General features: G+C 55.2%; 12 protein-coding genes. 8 read left to right on the forward strand and 4 right to left on the reverse strand.

Annotated elements, in window-relative coordinates:
- Positions 1–126 precede the first annotated feature (126 nt).
- The 5 genes from greB to AC2FCQ_RS15555 all read left to right on the forward strand — a co-directional run bounded on the left by greB (position 127) and on the right by AC2FCQ_RS15555 (position 6,587).
- On the forward strand, positions 127–600 hold the full coding sequence (greB, locus tag AC2FCQ_RS15535; RefSeq protein ID WP_209639163.1) for a transcription elongation factor GreB: 474 nt from the start codon (positions 127–129) through the stop codon (positions 598–600).
- Positions 601–757: 157 nt separating this feature from the next.
- Positions 758–3,088 carry a Tex family protein gene (locus tag AC2FCQ_RS15540; RefSeq protein ID WP_265556040.1) on the forward strand — a complete coding sequence of 777 codons (2,331 nt, stop codon included), beginning with the start codon at positions 758–760 and terminating at the stop codon, positions 3,086–3,088.
- A gap of 648 nt (positions 3,089–3,736) precedes the next feature.
- Positions 3,737–3,961, forward strand: coding sequence for a ferrous iron transporter A (gene feoA, locus AC2FCQ_RS15545; RefSeq protein WP_209639167.1), 225 nt, complete (start codon positions 3,737–3,739; stop codon positions 3,959–3,961).
- Positions 3,962–4,032: 71 nt separating this feature from the next.
- A complete protein-coding gene (gene feoB / locus AC2FCQ_RS15550; RefSeq protein ID WP_490308665.1) occupies positions 4,033–6,348 on the forward strand; it encodes a Fe(2+) transporter permease subunit FeoB in 2,316 nt (771 codons plus the stop codon).
- A complete protein-coding gene (locus AC2FCQ_RS15555) occupies positions 6,348–6,587 on the forward strand; it encodes a FeoC-like transcriptional regulator (RefSeq protein WP_209639172.1) in 240 nt (79 codons plus the stop codon). Before feoB ends, AC2FCQ_RS15555 begins: the two co-directional genes overlap by 1 nt.
- A gap of 44 nt (positions 6,588–6,631) precedes the next feature.
- On the opposite strand, the gene AC2FCQ_RS15560 is transcribed toward AC2FCQ_RS15555, so the two are convergent.
- Positions 6,632–6,916, reverse strand: a complete 285-nt coding sequence (locus AC2FCQ_RS15560) for a YdgH/BhsA/McbA-like domain containing protein (RefSeq protein WP_209639174.1) — start codon at positions 6,914–6,916, stop codon at positions 6,632–6,634.
- A gap of 246 nt (positions 6,917–7,162) precedes the next feature.
- Positions 7,163–7,957 (reverse strand): pimeloyl-ACP methyl ester esterase BioH, encoded by a 795-nt coding sequence (bioH, locus tag AC2FCQ_RS15565; RefSeq protein WP_490308667.1) that lies wholly within the window; start codon positions 7,955–7,957, stop codon positions 7,163–7,165.
- A 41-nt stretch (positions 7,958–7,998) separates the two neighbouring features.
- Here bioH and gntX point away from each other — a divergent pair, with 41 nt between their 5' ends.
- Both gntX and nfuA read left to right on the forward strand, forming a co-directional pair.
- Positions 7,999–8,682, forward strand: coding sequence for a DNA utilization protein GntX (gene gntX / locus AC2FCQ_RS15570; protein WP_265556041.1), 684 nt, complete (start codon positions 7,999–8,001; stop codon positions 8,680–8,682).
- 67 nt (positions 8,683–8,749) lie between these two features.
- The gene (gene nfuA / locus AC2FCQ_RS15575; protein WP_012147309.1) at positions 8,750–9,325 is read left to right on the forward strand and encodes a Fe-S biogenesis protein NfuA; all 576 of its coding nucleotides are present in this window, start codon (positions 8,750–8,752) and stop codon (positions 9,323–9,325) included.
- A 188-nt stretch (positions 9,326–9,513) separates the two neighbouring features.
- Here nfuA and malQ read toward each other — a convergent pair whose 3' ends face one another.
- Positions 9,514–11,604, reverse strand: coding sequence for a 4-alpha-glucanotransferase (gene malQ / locus AC2FCQ_RS15580; protein WP_490308669.1), 2,091 nt, complete (start codon positions 11,602–11,604; stop codon positions 9,514–9,516).
- A 9-nt stretch (positions 11,605–11,613) separates the two neighbouring features.
- Positions 11,614–14,019 (reverse strand): maltodextrin phosphorylase, encoded by a 2,406-nt coding sequence (gene malP / locus AC2FCQ_RS15585; RefSeq protein WP_490308670.1) that lies wholly within the window; start codon positions 14,017–14,019, stop codon positions 11,614–11,616.
- Between the two features lie 542 nt (positions 14,020–14,561).
- On the opposite strand from malP, the gene malT reads away from it, so the two are divergent.
- On the forward strand, positions 14,562–17,276 hold the full coding sequence (malT, locus tag AC2FCQ_RS15590) for an HTH-type transcriptional regulator MalT (RefSeq protein ID WP_490308672.1): 2,715 nt from the start codon (positions 14,562–14,564) through the stop codon (positions 17,274–17,276).
- The last annotated feature ends 44 nt before the right edge of the window (positions 17,277–17,320 follow it).

A 17,320-nucleotide genomic window follows, 5' to 3' on the forward strand; every position in this document is an offset into this window, starting at 1 on the left:
ACTGCGGATGGTTGAACTCACATTTCTTTATGCAACGGCAGCCTACAGCCCGGCGTGAGTTTGTGCGACACTCTGCCAACGCAATGACTCCCTTCCCTTTGATATGCTCATGAAGGCGGAAAAACGATGAGAACGCAGCTGATAACCCGTGAAGGTTATGACAAGCTAAAACAGGAACTGGATTTCCTCTGGCGCGAAGAACGGCCCGAAGTCACCAAGAAAGTGACCTGGGCAGCCAGCCTCGGCGACAGAAGTGAAAACGCCGATTATCAGTACAACAAGAAACGGCTGCGGGAAATCGACCGCCGGGTGCGTTACCTGACCAAATGCCTCGAGCAATTGAAGATTGTCGATTACTCACCGCAACAAGAAGGCAAAGTGTTCTTTGGCGCCTGGGTTGAAGTGGAGAACGAGGGCGGTGAAATTAAACGCTTCCGCATCGTCGGCTATGACGAGATTTTTGGTCGCCGCGATTACATCTCCATCGACTCACCCATGGCCCGCGCCTTATTGAAAAAAGAAGTGGGTGACGCTGCCACCGTCAACACCCCTGTGGGTGATGCATTGTGGTATGTGAACGAGATTGAGTACGTTAAATAAGATTTCAGTTTTATCCGAGCGGCCGCCCACCGCCGCAGTACAGGCCGCTTTGCGCGTCATGACTACCGAGAGGCGGCCTGCTCCACTGGCATTTTCCCCGATCAATCCGTATAACTGTCCCCCTGTTTACTCACCGTTCTCAACAGATACCAGACTTATGAATGACCCACTGAGCCGCATTATTGCAACAGAACTGCAGGCCCGGCCGGAGCAAGTTGACTCCGCCATCCGTCTGCTGGATGAAGGTAATACCGTGCCTTTTATTGCACGCTATCGTAAGGAAGTCACCGGGGGTTTGGACGATACCCAACTGCGCCAGCTGGAAACCCGCCTGGGTTATCTGCGTGAACTGGAAGACCGCCGTCAGACCATCCTTAAATCGATCGACGAGCAGGGCAAACTGACCGAACAGCTGGCGGGGGCGATCACCGCCACGCAAAGCAAAACCGAACTCGAAGACCTTTACCTGCCCTACAAGCCCAAGCGCCGCACCCGCGGTCAGATCGCGATAGAGGCCGGTCTGGAGCCTTTAGCGGACACATTGTGGCAGGACCCTCAGCAGCAACCAGAACAACTGGCCGAAGGCTACGTTGACGCAGACAAAGGCGTTGCAGACGTGAAAGCCGCCCTCGACGGCGCGCGTTATATCCTGATGGAACGCTTTGCCGAAGATGCTGCATTGTTGGCCAAGGTGCGTAACTACTTGTGGAAACACGCACATCTGGTCTCCAAAGTGGTGGAAGGCAAGGAAGAGGCTGGCGCCAAGTTCCGCGACTACTTCGATCACCACGAACCTATTTCTCAGGTGCCGTCACACCGTGCGCTGGCGATGTTCCGTGGCCGCAACGAAGGTGTACTGCAACTGGCACTGAATGCCGATCCCCAGTTTGAAGAAGCCCCGCGCGAAAGCCAGGCGGAGCAAATCATCATCAGCCACCTCGATCTGCGCCTGAATAACGCCCCGGCGGATGCCTGGCGTAAAGCGGTGATCAACTGGACCTGGCGCATCAAGGTGCTGCTGCATCTGGAAACCGAACTGATGAGTACGGTGCGCGAACGTGCGGAAGACGAAGCGATCAACGTCTTCGCCCGTAACATGCATGATCTGCTGATGGCGGCACCTGCCGGCATGCGCGCCACCATGGGGCTGGATCCCGGCTTGCGTACCGGCGTAAAAGTCGCCGTCGTGGATGCGACCGGCAAGCTGGTCGCCACCGACACTGTCTACCCGCACACCGGTCAGGCCGCTAAAGCCGCCGCGATCGTCGCTGCATTGTGTATCAAACATAAAGTGGAGCTGGTTGCTATCGGTAACGGCACCGCATCACGCGAGACCGAGCGTTTCTACCTTGACCTGCAACAGCAGTTCAGCGAGGTCAAAGCACAAAAGGTGATCGTCAGTGAAGCTGGCGCTTCGGTGTACTCCGCTTCCGAGCTGGCGGCGCTGGAGTTCCCTAACCTTGACGTTTCGCTGCGTGGTGCCGTCTCCATCGCCCGCCGTCTGCAAGACCCCCTCGCCGAACTGGTAAAAATCGACCCGAAATCCATCGGTGTCGGCCAGTATCAACACGATGTCAGCCAAAGCCAATTGGCGAAAAAGCTGGACTCCGTTGTTGAAGACTGTGTAAACGCCGTCGGTGTCGATCTGAATACTGCCTCCGTGCCGCTGCTGACCCGTGTGGCTGGCCTGACACGCATGATGGCGCAAAACATCGTTACCTGGCGTGATGAGAACGGCCGCTTCAGTAACCGTGAACAACTGTTAAAGGTCAGCCGTCTGGGGCCAAAAGCCTTTGAGCAGTGCGCTGGCTTCCTGCGCATCAACCACGGCGATAACCCTCTGGATGCCTCAACGGTTCACCCGGAAACCTACCCCGTGGTCGAACGCATTCTGGCCGCCACCCAGCAAGCGCTTCAAGATCTGATGGGCAACCCGACTGCCGTACGTAACCTGAAAGCCGGCGACTTCACCGATGAGAAGTTCGGTGTGCCGACGGTAACCGACATCCTGAAAGAGCTGGAGAAGCCGGGCCGCGACCCGCGTCCTGAATTCAAAACGGCGACCTTTGCCGACGGCGTTGAAACCCTCAATGACCTACAGCCGGGAATGATTCTGGAAGGTTCGGTCACTAACGTCACCAACTTCGGTGCCTTTGTCGATATTGGCGTTCACCAGGATGGCCTGGTGCACATCTCCTCACTGGCGGACAAGTTTGTCGAAGATCCACATACCGTGGTGAAAGCCGGCGACATCGTTAAAGTGAAGGTGATGGACGTTGACCTGCAGCGCAAACGTATCGCGCTGAGCATGCGTCTGGATGAGCAACCGGGCGAAGGGTCTCCGCGCCGGGGCGGCAATACCGCACCGGCCAAAGACAATGCAACCCGTGCACCGGCTAATAAGGCCAAGCCGCGTGGCGGCAACACACCTGCGGGCAACAGCGCAATGGGTGATGCACTGGCGGCAGCATTTGGCAAAAAAGGCTAAAGACGCCGCAAATTTGAACGACCAAAGGTACCAAGGGCGGAGTTAACTCCGCCCTTTCCCGCAAAAATATCCCCCAGCCTTTTTTGACCCGCCTCAATAAAGCTGCAATTTTTTTGATCTTCCCGGCGGAAATAATATTCGGGTGCATTACGCCATAAAAGAGGGGTGAATAGCCATTTGTTAACATCGTTATTAACACCGCGTTCTCATTTCAGTATTTCCCTGCGAAACACAAATGGTTACTGCTCGTATTCAGCCCGAGAAATGTTGCCAAATAAATACGGATTTTGACGCTGTCGGATCAAAGCTGCCGAATCTGTCGCTAATTTTTTCAAAGTAGAAAAAAACGCTGCAATTACGTAACTGATTTAACTCGCCATTCGCATTTGCACCCCACGAAACCGGGTGATAAAAGAGTCCTGCCAGGCAACCCTGAGCGCTAAATGTGATCGCTACAACCTTTGGTTACCAATACCCCTATTTTTTGTATTGAATACGATAATTATTCTCACTATTATTATTTTGCGTGTTCACTGCATAGCCTCATGGATTGAAAACGTCGGTAACCCTGTGTGGTTACTGCGGCATTTCCTTTAGAACGTTCTTTTATCATCACCAGCCCAATAACAAGGGCTCAGAGAAGGTTATATGCATCTTCTGCCTAAACGGTCATATAAGATTGCCGGCTTCGCTACTGACATTGGCCCCGCTTATCGCCAGAAACTTCTCTCACTCGGCATGCTACCGGGGTCGTCATTTGAGGTCGTCCGCGTCGCGCCATTGGGCGACCCGATAGAAATCAAAACTCGCCGCGTCAGCCTGGTGCTGCGTAGAAAGGATCTGGCCTTGATTCTGCTCGACGGCCAATCCTGATCCTGAGCCATTTTGCCTTGGCCATGCGCATCGCCTGGCCCCATTTCCATTGACTGATATCACGCTAAATTATGAAAAAACTCACTATTGGCTTAATAGGCAACCCCAACTCCGGTAAGACTACGCTGTTCAACCAGCTTACCGGGGCGCGCCAGCGGGTCGGTAACTGGGCAGGCGTGACGGTAGAGCGTAAAGAGGGCCTGTTCACTACACCACAGTCACAGGTCAAACTGGTTGATCTTCCCGGTACCTACTCTCTGACCACCATCTCGGAACAAACCTCACTCGATGAGCAAATCGCCTGCCACTACATTCTCAGTGGCGACGCCGATTTGCTGATCAACGTGGTCGATGCGTCCAACCTGGAGCGTAACCTGTACCTGACGCTGCAACTGTTGGAACTGGGTATTCCCTGCATTGTCGCGCTGAATATGTTGGATATCGCCCGAAGCCAAAAGATTGAGATTGATATCGCTGCGCTGTCTGCCCGCCTTGGCTGCCCAGTGGTACCGCTGGTGTCCACCAAAGCCGACGGCATTGGTGTGCTCAAGCAAATGATCGACAATCATCAGTTCAACGAATTAAAAGCGCTGGTGAACTACCCGCAGCTCCTGCTAAAAGAAGTGGCAACGCTGACCGATGCCATGCCGCAAACCCTTCCAAACGAGCAACGCCGTTGGTTGGCCCTGCAAATGCTGGAAGGCGATATCTACAGTCATACCTTAGCCGGTCCTGCGGCTGCACTGCTGCCGGCCGCTCGGCAGGCGCTCCAACAGCAACATCAGGAAGACCCAGCACTGGTAATAGCCGATGCGCGTTATCAGTCGATTGCCTCCCTGTGTGACGCGGTCAGCAACTCACAACACGCCATGCCGAACCGCCTGACCGAAGCATTGGACAAGGTGATCCTGAATCGCTGGCTGGGCGTGCCTATCTTCCTGCTGGTGATGTATTTAATGTTCCTGCTGGCGATTAACCTCGGCGGCGCCCTGCAGCCGATTTTCGATATCGGCTCGGCAGCGATCTTTATCCAGGGCATTCAATGGCTGGGTTACACCCTGCATTTCCCTGAATGGCTGACCATTTTCCTGGCTCAGGGCGTCGGCGGCGGTATCAACACCGTGCTGCCACTGGTGCCGCAAATCGGCATGATGTACCTGTTCCTGTCTTTCCTCGAGGATTCCGGCTATATGGCACGGGCGGCATTCGTGATGGACCGCTTGATGCAAGCGCTCGGGCTGCCGGGCAAATCTTTCGTCCCCCTGATTGTCGGCTTCGGCTGCAACGTGCCATCCATCATGGGTGCCCGTACGTTGGATGCGCAGCGGGAGCGTTTAATTACCATCATGATGGCCCCGTTCATGTCCTGCGGTGCCCGATTGGCGATCTTCGCCGTGTTTGCTGCCGCCTTCTTTGGTCAGGACGGCGCAGGCGTGGTGTTCTCACTGTACATGCTCGGCATTGTGGTCGCGATCCTCACCGGGTTGGTGCTCAAATACACCATCATGCGTGGGGAAGCGTCTCCCTTCGTCATGGAACTGCCGGTTTACCATGTCCCACACTTGAAGAGCCTGCTATTGCAGACCTGGCAACGCCTGAAAGGCTTCGTGCTGCGCGCAGGTAAAGTGATCGTGATTGCCAGTATCTTCATTGGCGGCTTGAACAGCTTTTCGTTCAGCGGCAAGCCGGTAGATGACATCAATGATTCCGCGTTGGCGTCGGTATCCAAGGTGCTGACACCGCTGCTGCAGCCAATGGGCGTACATAACGATAACTGGCAGGCCACCGTCGGTCTGGTGACCGGTGCTATGGCAAAAGAAGTCGTGGTCGGCACATTGAACACCCTGTACACCGCCGAGCGCATCAATAATACCGAGTTTGATGCTGCTAACTTTAACCTGTTGGACGAACTGGGCGGTGCGGTGGAAACCACCTGGCAGGGTCTGAAAGACACGTTCAGCCTGAGCGTACTGTCCAACCCGATTGAGGCGAGTAAGGGTGACGGGGAAATGGACGTCGGTTCAATGGGGGTGATGAGCAGCAAATTCGGTTCCGGGGTTTCCGCCTACAGTTACCTGATTTTTGTGCTGCTGTACGTACCTTGCGTCTCGGTGATGGGAGCCATCGCCCGTGAGTCCAGCCGCGGTTGGATGACGTTCTCCATTCTCTGGGGGCTGAATATCGCCTACTCGTTGGCCACGCTATTTTATCAAACCGCCACTTTTGCCCAGCACCCGCAGTACAGCCTGACAGCAATCACCATTGTGGTGCTGTTCAATCTGTTGATCTTGTTTGGCCTGCGTCGCGCTCGCAGCCGGGTCACCGTGCGTCTGGGCAATGCTACCCCAGCAGTCTGTTGCCAGGGCAGCAAGGGTGACTGTCACTGATGGCAAGCCTGTTGCAGATCCGCGATGCCTTGGCGCTGCATGGCAGCGTGCAGGCGCTGCAGCTCAGCCGTCAGTTGGCAACCCCATTGCCGCTGGTGCAGGCCATGCTGGAACGGTTAATGGCGATGGGTAAAGTGGAGCGTATTGAGCAAGATAACAGCGCCTGCCTAAGCGGTAGTTGCAAAAGCTGTCCGGAAGGCCAGGGGTGCAGTACGGTGGTGTATCGTCTGAAGAAGTGAAGATTGGGGCGCAGCACAAAGGCGCGCCCCTTCTTAATCAATCGTTATTTCTTGTCTTTGTACACGTCAGCGATAGCGCTGAACTTGCCGTGCTCACGACCTGCCAGAATAACGTAATATTGCCCACCTTTTTCATCGGCCAGTTTGGACAATTCCTCTTTCGCATCCATCGGCGACGTGGTTTGGGCGGTGGTGGTTACGGTACCCACTTTCTCGTATTTACCTGGGTTCTTGTCCAGATCTTCCTTGGTCAGCATGGTTGCTGCCAGGGTGCTGAAGGACACTGAACCCACAACCAACGCGGCAATAATCATTTTCAAAGATTTCATTACAATACCTCTCAATGGATAATTTATTTATTATGAAAGCCGTCCAGAGTAAATGCGTAATAACACCGGCTGCCGCGACATCTTCAGACCTCGTTGCTTTCCCTGACGAGAGCCGTTTTCCCAGAGACGAAACGTCAAAATGAAAAAACCGTGAGCGTTTTTTTCATTTTCCAGCCAACGCAGTTACCCCCCTAAGTATTGAACAGGTTTATTTTTTATCCACTAAGCGGCTCTTTTTTTAGCGCTTTATTGTGCGTTTTGGCGTCGGATCCCGTTTTCAGCCACAAAGGTGCAAATAATTTCTGCGAACTCATCAGGATGGGAAATAAATGGCGCATGGGCCGCTTTCGCAATGATGACAGAGGGCGAGTGCGGCCACATGACATCCAGCAAACCAGCGACTTTACGTGGCACCAATCCATCCAAATAACCGTAAATGCGTAGTAATGGGAGCGTCAACCCCGCCAGCGGCTCGCGAAAATCGGTGGTACGCAGCATCTCCAACCCGCCGTTCAGAACGTCAACGCCAGGCATCGGCTGGTCAAGCACCACAGACTTCAACAAGCGGGCATCCTGCCGCGCGCTTTCCGTACCCAGCGTTTGTAATGCCAAGAAACGCTCTACGGTACGCTGAAAATCTTGCCCCAGCTGATGCTGAAAACCACTCAACACGTCAGGGCGGATCCCTGGCCAGTCTTCCTGAGCCGCAAAGCATGGCGAAGACGCCACGGTAATCAGCCCACGTACCCGTTGCGGCTGCATGAGCGCAATCTGGCTGGCCACCAGCCCGCCGAGCGACCAGCCTAGCCACCAGGCATTTGCCGGGGCGGCAGCTAACAGGGTCTCTGCCATTTGCTCAAGCGACATAGCCCCAAAACCTTGGCTACGGCCATATCCAGGCAGATCAACCAGATGCAGGCGAAAATGCGGCGTCAGTCGCTCTAGCATGCAACTCCACACCTGCGCATTCAGCCCCCACCCGTGCAACAGCACAAGATCGCGATCCCCTTCACCTAGGGTTTGCCAGTACAACGCAGTCATCAGTTATTGTCCTTCATTCTCATCCGTCAGGGAGGACGGCTATGCTATCAATCCAAAGCCGTTGTTGGCTATGCCGACAACCACTACGCCTTCATTGTCACGGCATCTGCAGCTACTGCCTGCGTCATTTACCCACCAAACCGCTTTGCTGTCCACGTTGCGGCCTGCCTGCAGGTGACACCGCGCGGCCCTGCGGTCGCTGCCTGCAACAACCTCCTCCCTGGCAGTCACTGGTGTTCGTCAGCGACTATCAAGCCCCGCTGCGCCAGTTGATCGGAAAATTCAAGTTTCAACACACACCAGAACTGGCCCCGCTGTTGGCACGGCTAATATTACTAAACTGGCAACAGGCACATCGAGAGCAATATCTGAACAGACCCGATGTCATTTTAGCTGTACCCTTACAGGCAAAACGTTGTTGGCAGCGCGGCTATAACCAGAGCGACCTGCTGGCACGGCCTTTGGCCTACTGGTTAGGGTGCGACTATCGCCCCGCGGCCCTGAGTCGGGTACGTAAAACCGCCCCACAACAGCACCTAACGGCTCGTGTGCGGCGGCGCAATTTGCGCGGTGCATTCCGCTGCAATGAACCCTTGATGGGTCGGCATGTTGCTTTGTTGGATGATGTGGTCACGACGGGCAGCACGGTGGCGGAAATCGCTAAGCTACTACAGCGGCAGGGCGTTGCATCAATACAGATCTGGTGCGTTTGCCGCACGTTGTAGTGCCACGGCAATGGGCGTATTATAACCTAGTATAGAAGTCAACTATTTGAACTAACGAGCTAATGCCATGATTCGTATAACAGATACTGCACAGGAACACTTTGCCAAACTATTGGCAAACCAAGAGGAAGGCACCCAAATCCGCGTATTCGTGATCAATCCGGGTACGCCTACGGCCGAATGCGGTGTCTCTTATTGCCCGCCGGACGCCGTTGAAGCGACAGACACCGAGCTGAAGTTCGAAAAACTGTCTGCCTATATCGACGAGCTGAGCAAACCGTATCTGGACGATGCCGAAATCGACTTCGTCACCGACCAATTGGGCTCCCAGTTAACACTGAAAGCGCCAAACGCCAAAATGCGCAAGGTTGATGACAATGCCCCGCTGATGGAGCGTGTTGAATACGTGCTGCAGTCACAGATTAACCCACAGCTGGCAGGCCACGGCGGCCGCGTTACGCTGATGGAAATCACCGACGACAGTCTGGCTATCCTGCAATTCGGCGGCGGTTGTAACGGGTGTTCCATGGTCGATGTGACCCTGAAGGAAGGCATCGAGAAAGAGCTGCTGCAGAAGTTCCCTGAACTGAAAGGCGTGCGCGATCTGACCGAACACCAACGCGGCGAGCACTCCTATTACTGATACCCTTTTGACGTGAAGTTGCAGCGTTGTTGGCCAGGTGCGTCCCCCCAGTCACTTACGAAAGTAAGCTCCTGGGGATTGAGGCACTTGCCGCCTGGCTGCAACTCCAATTAATTCGGGTATCCCAACATTATGGATAAGAATCATAGTGTTCAGATCTCATCTTTAATGCAATCTTGGACCCATGATTAGCCTACCGACACCTTACGCCGCCGCTTGTCCAAATCCTTAAGCAGTCGGTTAACCTGCTGATCGGCAAACATTTCCTCCAAAGTGTGCGTCAGTTTTCGCCGCCAGTTAGGGTATTGATCGCTGGTCCCGGGAATATTGACCGGGTCAGCCATGTCCAACCAATCTTCCGGCTGAAGCCCCAATAACGCGCTGGCGCTGTCTGCAACATAGCGCTGCAAGCCCCGGTTAAGTAATGGGCTCATCTTCAACAATGCCGCCTTTTTACCCACCTTCAGCGGTACACAGCCATAGTGATGCAGCCCGTCCAACAACCCTTGCTTGGCACGTTCGCGATCGGCAAACAGCTCTTTCAAGACCTCGGCATCTGGATACAACCCCAGCGAGTTGCCAAGCTGCAGATCGCCACTTTGCCAATAGCCACGCAGCGTGGGAAGATCATGCGTGGTGATGGTCGCCATGGCCTGCACAGGATAGGCCTGCGGCGCACGGAAGTGATTCTCACCGTCGCGTTCGAAATACAACACCTTATAGGAATAGACACCGCTGTCGCGCAGCTTGCCCACAATCTCAACCGGTACGGTGCCAAGGTCCTCACCAATCACCATGCAGCGATGGCGCTGGCTTTCCAGCGCCAATACCGCCAGTAAATCATCCACCGGGTATTTTACATAGGCACCGTGAACGGCGGTTTCACCATAAGGAATCCACCACAGACGCAGTAGCGCCATCACATGGTCGATACGCAACGCACCACAACTGGTCATATTGGCGCGCAACAGATCGATAAACGGCTGGTAACCGCGCGCTGCCATTACGTGCGGGTCCATCGGTGGCAGGCCCCAGTTTTGTCCCAGTGGCCCCAAAATGTCCGGCGGCGCCCCGACAGAGGCTTTCAGGCAATACAGCTCACGCTCACACCAGGTTTCCGAGCCGCCTTCTGCCACGCCGACCGCCAAATCGCGGTACAAACCAATCGGCATGTGCTGTTGCTGGCTCTGACGAAAACAATCCGCAAACTGGCTGGCAGCCAGCCACTGCAACCACAGGTAGAAGGTTACCTGATCCTGCTGTTGCTGGCAGAACTGCTTAACTGCCGCGCTGTCCCCTTGCTGATAATGTTCCGGCCAGGCAGGCCAACCCCACAGACTCGTGTCTTCTGCGGCAAGATGGGCATGCAACGCGTCAAATGCAGCCTGCTGATACAGGCTGTCACCCCCCTCGATAACAAACTGTTCAAATGCCTGACGCAGTCCGTCACCGGCTTTACGCGCCTGGAAAAGCGGGAACGCCAACTTCAGCGCCGCCAGCTTCAACTGCGTTACCGTACTGTAATCCACCAGCTTGCTGTTGCGCGCTTGGGCCAGCTTTTTTTGCGTGGCCGGCTTCAGCCACCATTTCTGTGCGGCGTCATTGCGCTGAAAATCCTCTACCGCGTTGACATCGATGTAGATCACGTTCAGCCAACGGCGCGATGACGGGCTGTACGGGCTGGCGCTGTCGGGGTTGGCAGGGTACAACGCGTGGATCGGATTCAGCCCGACAAAAGCGCCCCCCCGCTCCCCCACTTGCTCAACCATCTGCCGCAAATCGCCAAAATCGCCAATGCCCCAGTTACGATCGGATCGCAAGGTGTAAAGCTGGACACAGGCCCCCCACAGTTTTTTCCCGGTCAGCAAGGCATCGGGCTCAAAGCAGCGTTTCGGTGCCACAATCAATCGGCACTGCCACTGCTGTTCACCCTGTGTCAACGTCAACTGGTGATAACCCGTCGGTAACTCACCTGGCAGGGTAAATGTTTTACGTGCGCTGGCACGCCCCTGTTGTTGACCGCCGTCCTCACGCTGTAACGCCCAGAGATATTCGCCACTGCCCGCGAGCGGTAATGCCACCGGCGCTCCTTCATAGAACACCTTCACCGCCGGAAGCGGCGTCATTACCGCTTCCAACGGGGCCGTACCCCGCCCCATTGCGTCTAGCAGTCTACGCTTGGTGTCCTCGTCAATTGCCTGTTGTTTACCATGAGCATTAATATAGTCAGCAGCGATACCCGCCTGAGCAGCCGCCTGATCGATGACCTTGCGATCCATTCACTCTCCTTAACGCTTGGCTTGCCAGATACGCTGCTGGTAGTCGCGGATCGAGCGATCCGAACTGAACATACCGACACGCGCGGTGTTAAGAATAGTACGTCGCGTCCATTCATCACGGTCACGGTAAAGTTCATCTACCTGCTGTTGAGCTTTGCAGTAAGAAGCAAAATCCGCCAGCACCAGATAAGGGTCCCCCCCTTCCAGCAGGCTGTGCAGCATCATGTCGAATGCATGCTTGTCGCCATGACTGAATGCACCACTCGCCAGTTCGTCCAGGATTACCTTCAAATGCTTGTCTTTCTTACGGTAACTGAGCGGATCATAGCCTTTCGCCAGCAGCGCCTTCACCTGATCCACGGTATTGCCGAAGATAAAGATATTGTCTTCACCGACTTGCTCGGCGATTTCCACGTTAGCGCCATCCAGCGTGCCAACCGTCAGCGCACCGTTCAACGCCAGCTTCATATTGCCGGTGCCTGAGGCTTCCTTGCCCGCGGTGGAGATCTGCTCAGAGATATCCGCAGCCGGGATCATCAGTTCAGCAACAGACACGCGGTAGTCAGGAATGAACGCCACTTTCAGCCGATCCTTCACCAGCGGATCGTTGTTGATCTTTTCCGCCGCCTGGTTGATCGCGTAAATGATGTTCTTCGCCAAATAGTAGCCCGGAGCCGCCTTGGCACCGAACAGGAACACGCGCGGCACAATATCCAGCTGCGGGTTATCACGCAGTTGACGGTACAGCGACAGAATGTGCAGCAGGTTCAGATGCTGGCGTTTATATTCATGCAGGCGTTTGATCTGCACGTCGAAGATGGCGTCCGGGTTCAGTTTCAGCCCCATGACGTCGTGCACGTAGTTAGCCAACACCACTTTGTTATCACGTTTGATCTGCTGATAACGCTGGCGGAACGCCGCATCATCGGCGTATTTCTCCAGCCCTTTCAGCGCGTCGAGATCGTTAACCCACTCCACCTTCAGCGTTTCATCAATCAGCCCTGACAGCGCCGGGTTACACTGCTTCAGCCAGCGGCGTGGCGTAATGCCGTTAGTGACGTTATGGAATTTGTTCGGCCACAGTTGGTGGTATTCCGGGAACAGATCTTTCACCACCAGATCAGAGTGCAACTGCGCCACCCCATTGACCGCAAAACCACTGACGACACACAGGTTAGCCATACGCACCTGTTTATCATGGTGTACCGCCAGCTTGGCCCACACGGCGGCATCGCCCGGCCAGTGTTTATCCACCAGCTTTTTGAAATTGGCGTTGATCTGCTTAATGATGGAGAAATGGCGCGGCAGCAGGCTGCGTACCAATTTCTCATCCCAACATTCCAGCGCTTCAGGCATCAGAGTGTGGTTGGTGTAGGCGAACGTTTTGCTGGTGATTGCCCAGGCCGCATCCCAGTCCAACTGGTGCTCATCCAACAAAATGCGCAGCATTTCCGGGATGGCGATGGTTGGGTGGGTATCGTTAAGCTGGATCACTTCGAATTTCGGCAGGTCTTCAATCTTGCGGCCCGCCAGATGGTGCTTACGCAGGATATCTGCCACCGAACAGGCGCATTGGAAGTATTGCTGCATCAAGCGCAGACGCTTGCCCGCCTGATGATTATCATTCGGGTACAGCACCTTCGTCAGTTTGGCCGCTTCTACACCCTGTTTCTCCGCCTGCAGGAATTTGCCGTCGTTGAAGTCGCTGAGATCGAATGGATGCTGATGGGTTGCTTGCCACAGACGCAGGGGCTGAGACACGCCATTACGGAAGCCCAGTACCGGCAGATCCCAGGCTTCACCGCGCAGGGTAAACGCCGGGCGCCACAGTTCGCGGCCATCGGCCAGTTTTTCCAGTTTGCCGCCAATGCCGACATCGACGGATAACGCGGCATTGTGACGGAACCACGGGTAACTTTCCCGTTGCCAGTTATCCGGCGCTTCTTGTTGCTGCCCGCCGCTGAACGACTGACGGAACAGGCCATATTGGTAATTCAGCCCGTAACCGGTGGCCGGTTGCTCTACCGTTGCCATCGAATCCAGGAAACAGGCCGCTAAACGCCCCAGCCCACCATTGCCCAACGCCGGATCGGTTTCTTGCTCCAGCAGATCTGCCAGCTTGATATCCTGTTCCGCCAATGCCTGCTCGACGGTGTCATACCAGCCCAGGTTAATCAGGTTGTTGGCCGTCAAACGGCCAATCAGAAACTCCATCGAAATGTAGTTCACATGGCGTAGCGGCTTACTGCTTTTGCGCGGTGCCGGTTGTGCTGCCAACTGTTCGGCCAATGCGCGGCTTACCGCTTCCCACCATTGGTGCTGGGTCATCTGTTGTGCGGAACTGAGGCCAAACTGTTGCCACTGACGGGTCAGTGCCGCCAGAAAAGCATCCTTTTTAAGCGTAGGCTGTGACATAAGGAAAACTCTCTATCCAGTAAGTGGGTCAAATTACCGTTATCGTGCCGGGGAGAAAGCGTGAAGGCATCATCCCGCTTGGGGATTAGCTGGGGAGGAGGATTGGGGCGTAGCTAAAATTGTGATCTCAGGCACTTTTTGACTCCCTTGCATCATGCAAAAAAGCCCACCGACGAACGCGACGAGCACTGAGAATACGGTGAAAACTTGTTCAATAACGTTAGCATAGTTATTGCAGCGTCTGTAGTGTCGCACACACCCGGAAATGCTTTCCTGCACCTGCGTCACCAAACCGCGCCACTGCCCTGCGATTCGGCAAGGAATTGCCTGCAAACGTAAAAAAGTGTGATCAATAGCAATATAACTCCAAGCCAATGCTGAACCTTGTTGCAATACGTTTAACGTTGTCAGAACTTAGGAGGGGGATTAATTACGAGCCATAAAATAATTAACCCCCTCAGATCCCGGCAGGCGTAGTGATGACATAAACGCCATCGGGCAAGCCTCGGCGGCGGGCACCGCGATTTTCACTCTGGAATACTATGCTGATCCCATCGAAACTGAGCCGTCCGGTACGGCTGCAAAATACCGTGATCCGCGATCGCCTGTTGGCCAAATTAGCCAGCGCGGCCAACTATCGCCTGACATTGGTCAATTGCCCTGCGGGATACGGGAAAACGACGCTGGTCGCACAGTGGGCGGCCGGCAAGTCAGATTTAGGCTGGTATTCGCTGGATGAAAGCGACAACCAACCCGAGCGCTTCGCCAGCTACCTGATCGCAGCGTTGCAGCACGCCAGCAGTGGCCACTGTGTGAAGAGCGAGGCACTAAGCCAAAAGCATCAGTACGCCAGTTTGTCAGCGCTGTTCGCCCAGGTGTTTATTGAACTTTCTGATTGGCATCACCCCCTATACCTGGTGATTGACGACTACCACCTGATCACCAACGACGTCATCCACGAAGCCATGCGCTTCTTCCTGCGCCATCAACCAGAAAACCTGACGCTGATCCTGCTTTCGCGCACCCTGCCACCGCTCGGCATCGCCAACTTGCGCGTGCGCGATCAGTTATTGGAGATGGGCACGCAGCAATTGGCATTCACCCATCATGAAGCCAAGCAGTTCTTCGACTGCCGTCTGGTTGCCCCCATGGAACAGCAAGACAGCAGCCGCCTGTGTGATGAGGTCGAAGGCTGGGCCACTGCGCTGCAGCTGATTGCGCTGTCCGCACGGCAATCCACCTCTTCCGCACAGCAATCGGCCAAACGCCTGGCCGGGCTGAACGCCAGCCATCTGTCCGATTATCTTGTGGACGAAGTCCTGGATCACGTTGATGCCGATGCGCGTGCCTTCTTACTGCGTTGTTCGGTACTGCGCTCGATGAATGATGCGCTGATTGTGCGTCTGACCGGCGAAGACAACGGCCAGCAACGGTTAGAAGAGCTGGAGCGCCAGGGGCTGTTTATCCACCGCATGGACGATAGCGGTGAGTGGTTCTGCTTCCACCCTTTGTTCGCCACCTTCCTGCGTCAACGCTGCCAATGGGAGCTGGCGTTGGAATTACCGGGCCTGCACCGCGCCGCTGCCGAAGGTTGGCTGGCGCTGGGCTACCCGGCGGAGGCGATTCATCATGCACTGGCAGCCAGTGATGTCAGCATGCTGCGTGATATTCTGCTGCAACACGCATGGTCACTGTTCCACCACAGTGAATTGGCCCTGTTGGAAGAGTGTTTGAATGCACTGCCCTATGAGCGCTTGATCCAAAATCCTAAACTGGCGCTGCTGCAGGCCTGGTTGGCACAAAGCCAGCACCGTTATATCGAAGTGAACACGCTGCTGGAACGCGCAGAGCAAGCAATGCGCGAACAAAAAATTGACGTCGACCGCACCCTGCATGCCGAATTTGACGCCCTGCGTGCACAGGTCGCCATCAACGCAGGTAAGCCGGAAGAGGCCGAACGCTTGGCCACTGAAGCGCTGAAGTTCTTGCCGCTTTCCAGCTATTACAGCCGCATCGTCGCGACCTCGGTGACCGGCGAAGTCCATCATTGCAAGGGTGAGTTGGCCCGTGCGCTGCCGATGATGCAACAAACGGAACAAATGGCTCGGCGCCATCAGGCTTACCACTACGCGCTGTGGGCGCTGTTGCAGCAAAGCGAGATCCTGATTGCTCAAGGTTTCCTGCAGGCCGCTTACGAAACACAGGACAAAGCGTTTGAACTGGTACGTGAACAGCATCTGGAACAGTTACCGATGCATGAGTTCCTGTTGCGCATTCGCGCGCAGATCCTGTGGTCATGGGCGCGCCTGGACGAAGCGGAAGATGCCGCTCGCGAAGGCCTAAAAATCCTGGCGAACTACCAGCCTCAGCAACAGTTGCAGTGTATCGCCATGCTGGCCAAGTGTTCGCTGGCGCGTGGCGATCTGGATAATGCCAATGCGCATATGCAACGGTGCGAAGTGCTGCTGCACGGCACCCAATACCACCGCGACTGGCTCACCAACGCGGACAAACCACGCGTGATCCACTGGCAGATGACCGGCGATACTGCCGCTGCGGCTCAATGGCTGCGCCAGACGGAAAAACCCGGTATGGCGGATAACCACTTTATGCAGGGCCAGTGGCGTAATATCGCGCGGGTGCAAATCATGCTGGGTCAGTATGAAGAAGCCGAAGTGGTGCTGGATGAACTCAACGAAAATGCCCGCCGCCTGCGGCTGGTCAGCGATTTAAACCGTAACCTGTTGCTCAGCAACCAGCTTTATTGGCAGATGGAGCGCAAAAGCGACGCGCAAAAGGTCCTGATGGAAGCTCTGTCATTGGCCAGCCGCACCGGCTTTATCAGCCACTTCGTCATTGAAGGCGAAGCGATGGCGCAACAACTACGCCAACTGATCCAACTCAATACGCTGCCGGAGTTGGAAAACCATCGCGCCCAGCGTATTCTGCGCGACATCAACCAGCATCATCGGCATAAGTTCGCGCATTTTGACGAGAATTTCGTCGATAAACTGCTGACCCATCCGCAGGTACCCGAACTGATCCGCACCAGCCCGCTGACGCAGCGTGAATGGCAGGTGTTGGGGCTGATTTATTCCGGTTACAGCAACGACCAAATCGCTGGCGAGCTGGACGTGGCGGCCACCACCATCAAAACCCATATCCGCAATCTGTACCAGAAGCTGGGCGTGGCCCATCGTCAAGAGGCGGTGCAACAGGCGCAGCAACTGCTGAAGATGATGGGCTACGGCGCCTAAAAAACCACATTAATGCTCTGGTCTTAATTGCCGCGAAATTGACT

The sequence above is a fragment of the Serratia sp. CoH_134_PS_4 genome, from assembly GCF_058190535.1.

Coding starts and splice junctions, on each gene's coding strand:
- greB (WP_209639163.1), top strand. CDS start 127: ATGAGAACGCAGCTGATAACCCGTGAAGGTTATGACAAGCTAAAACAG.
- AC2FCQ_RS15540 (WP_265556040.1), top strand. CDS start 758: ATGAATGACCCACTGAGCCGCATTATTGCAACAGAACTGCAGGCCCGG.
- feoA (WP_209639167.1), top strand. CDS start 3,737: ATGCATCTTCTGCCTAAACGGTCATATAAGATTGCCGGCTTCGCTACT.
- feoB (WP_490308665.1), top strand. CDS start 4,033: ATGAAAAAACTCACTATTGGCTTAATAGGCAACCCCAACTCCGGTAAG.
- AC2FCQ_RS15555 (WP_209639172.1), top strand. CDS start 6,348: ATGGCAAGCCTGTTGCAGATCCGCGATGCCTTGGCGCTGCATGGCAGC.
- AC2FCQ_RS15560 (WP_209639174.1), bottom strand. CDS start 6,916: ATGAAATCTTTGAAAATGATTATTGCCGCGTTGGTTGTGGGTTCAGTG.
- bioH (WP_490308667.1), bottom strand. CDS start 7,957: ATGACTGCGTTGTACTGGCAAACCCTAGGTGAAGGGGATCGCGATCTT.
- gntX (WP_265556041.1), top strand. CDS start 7,999: ATGCTATCAATCCAAAGCCGTTGTTGGCTATGCCGACAACCACTACGC.
- nfuA (WP_012147309.1), top strand. CDS start 8,750: ATGATTCGTATAACAGATACTGCACAGGAACACTTTGCCAAACTATTG.
- malQ (WP_490308669.1), bottom strand. CDS start 11,604: ATGGATCGCAAGGTCATCGATCAGGCGGCTGCTCAGGCGGGTATCGCT.
- malP (WP_490308670.1), bottom strand. CDS start 14,019: ATGTCACAGCCTACGCTTAAAAAGGATGCTTTTCTGGCGGCACTGACC.
- malT (WP_490308672.1), top strand. CDS start 14,562: ATGCTGATCCCATCGAAACTGAGCCGTCCGGTACGGCTGCAAAATACC.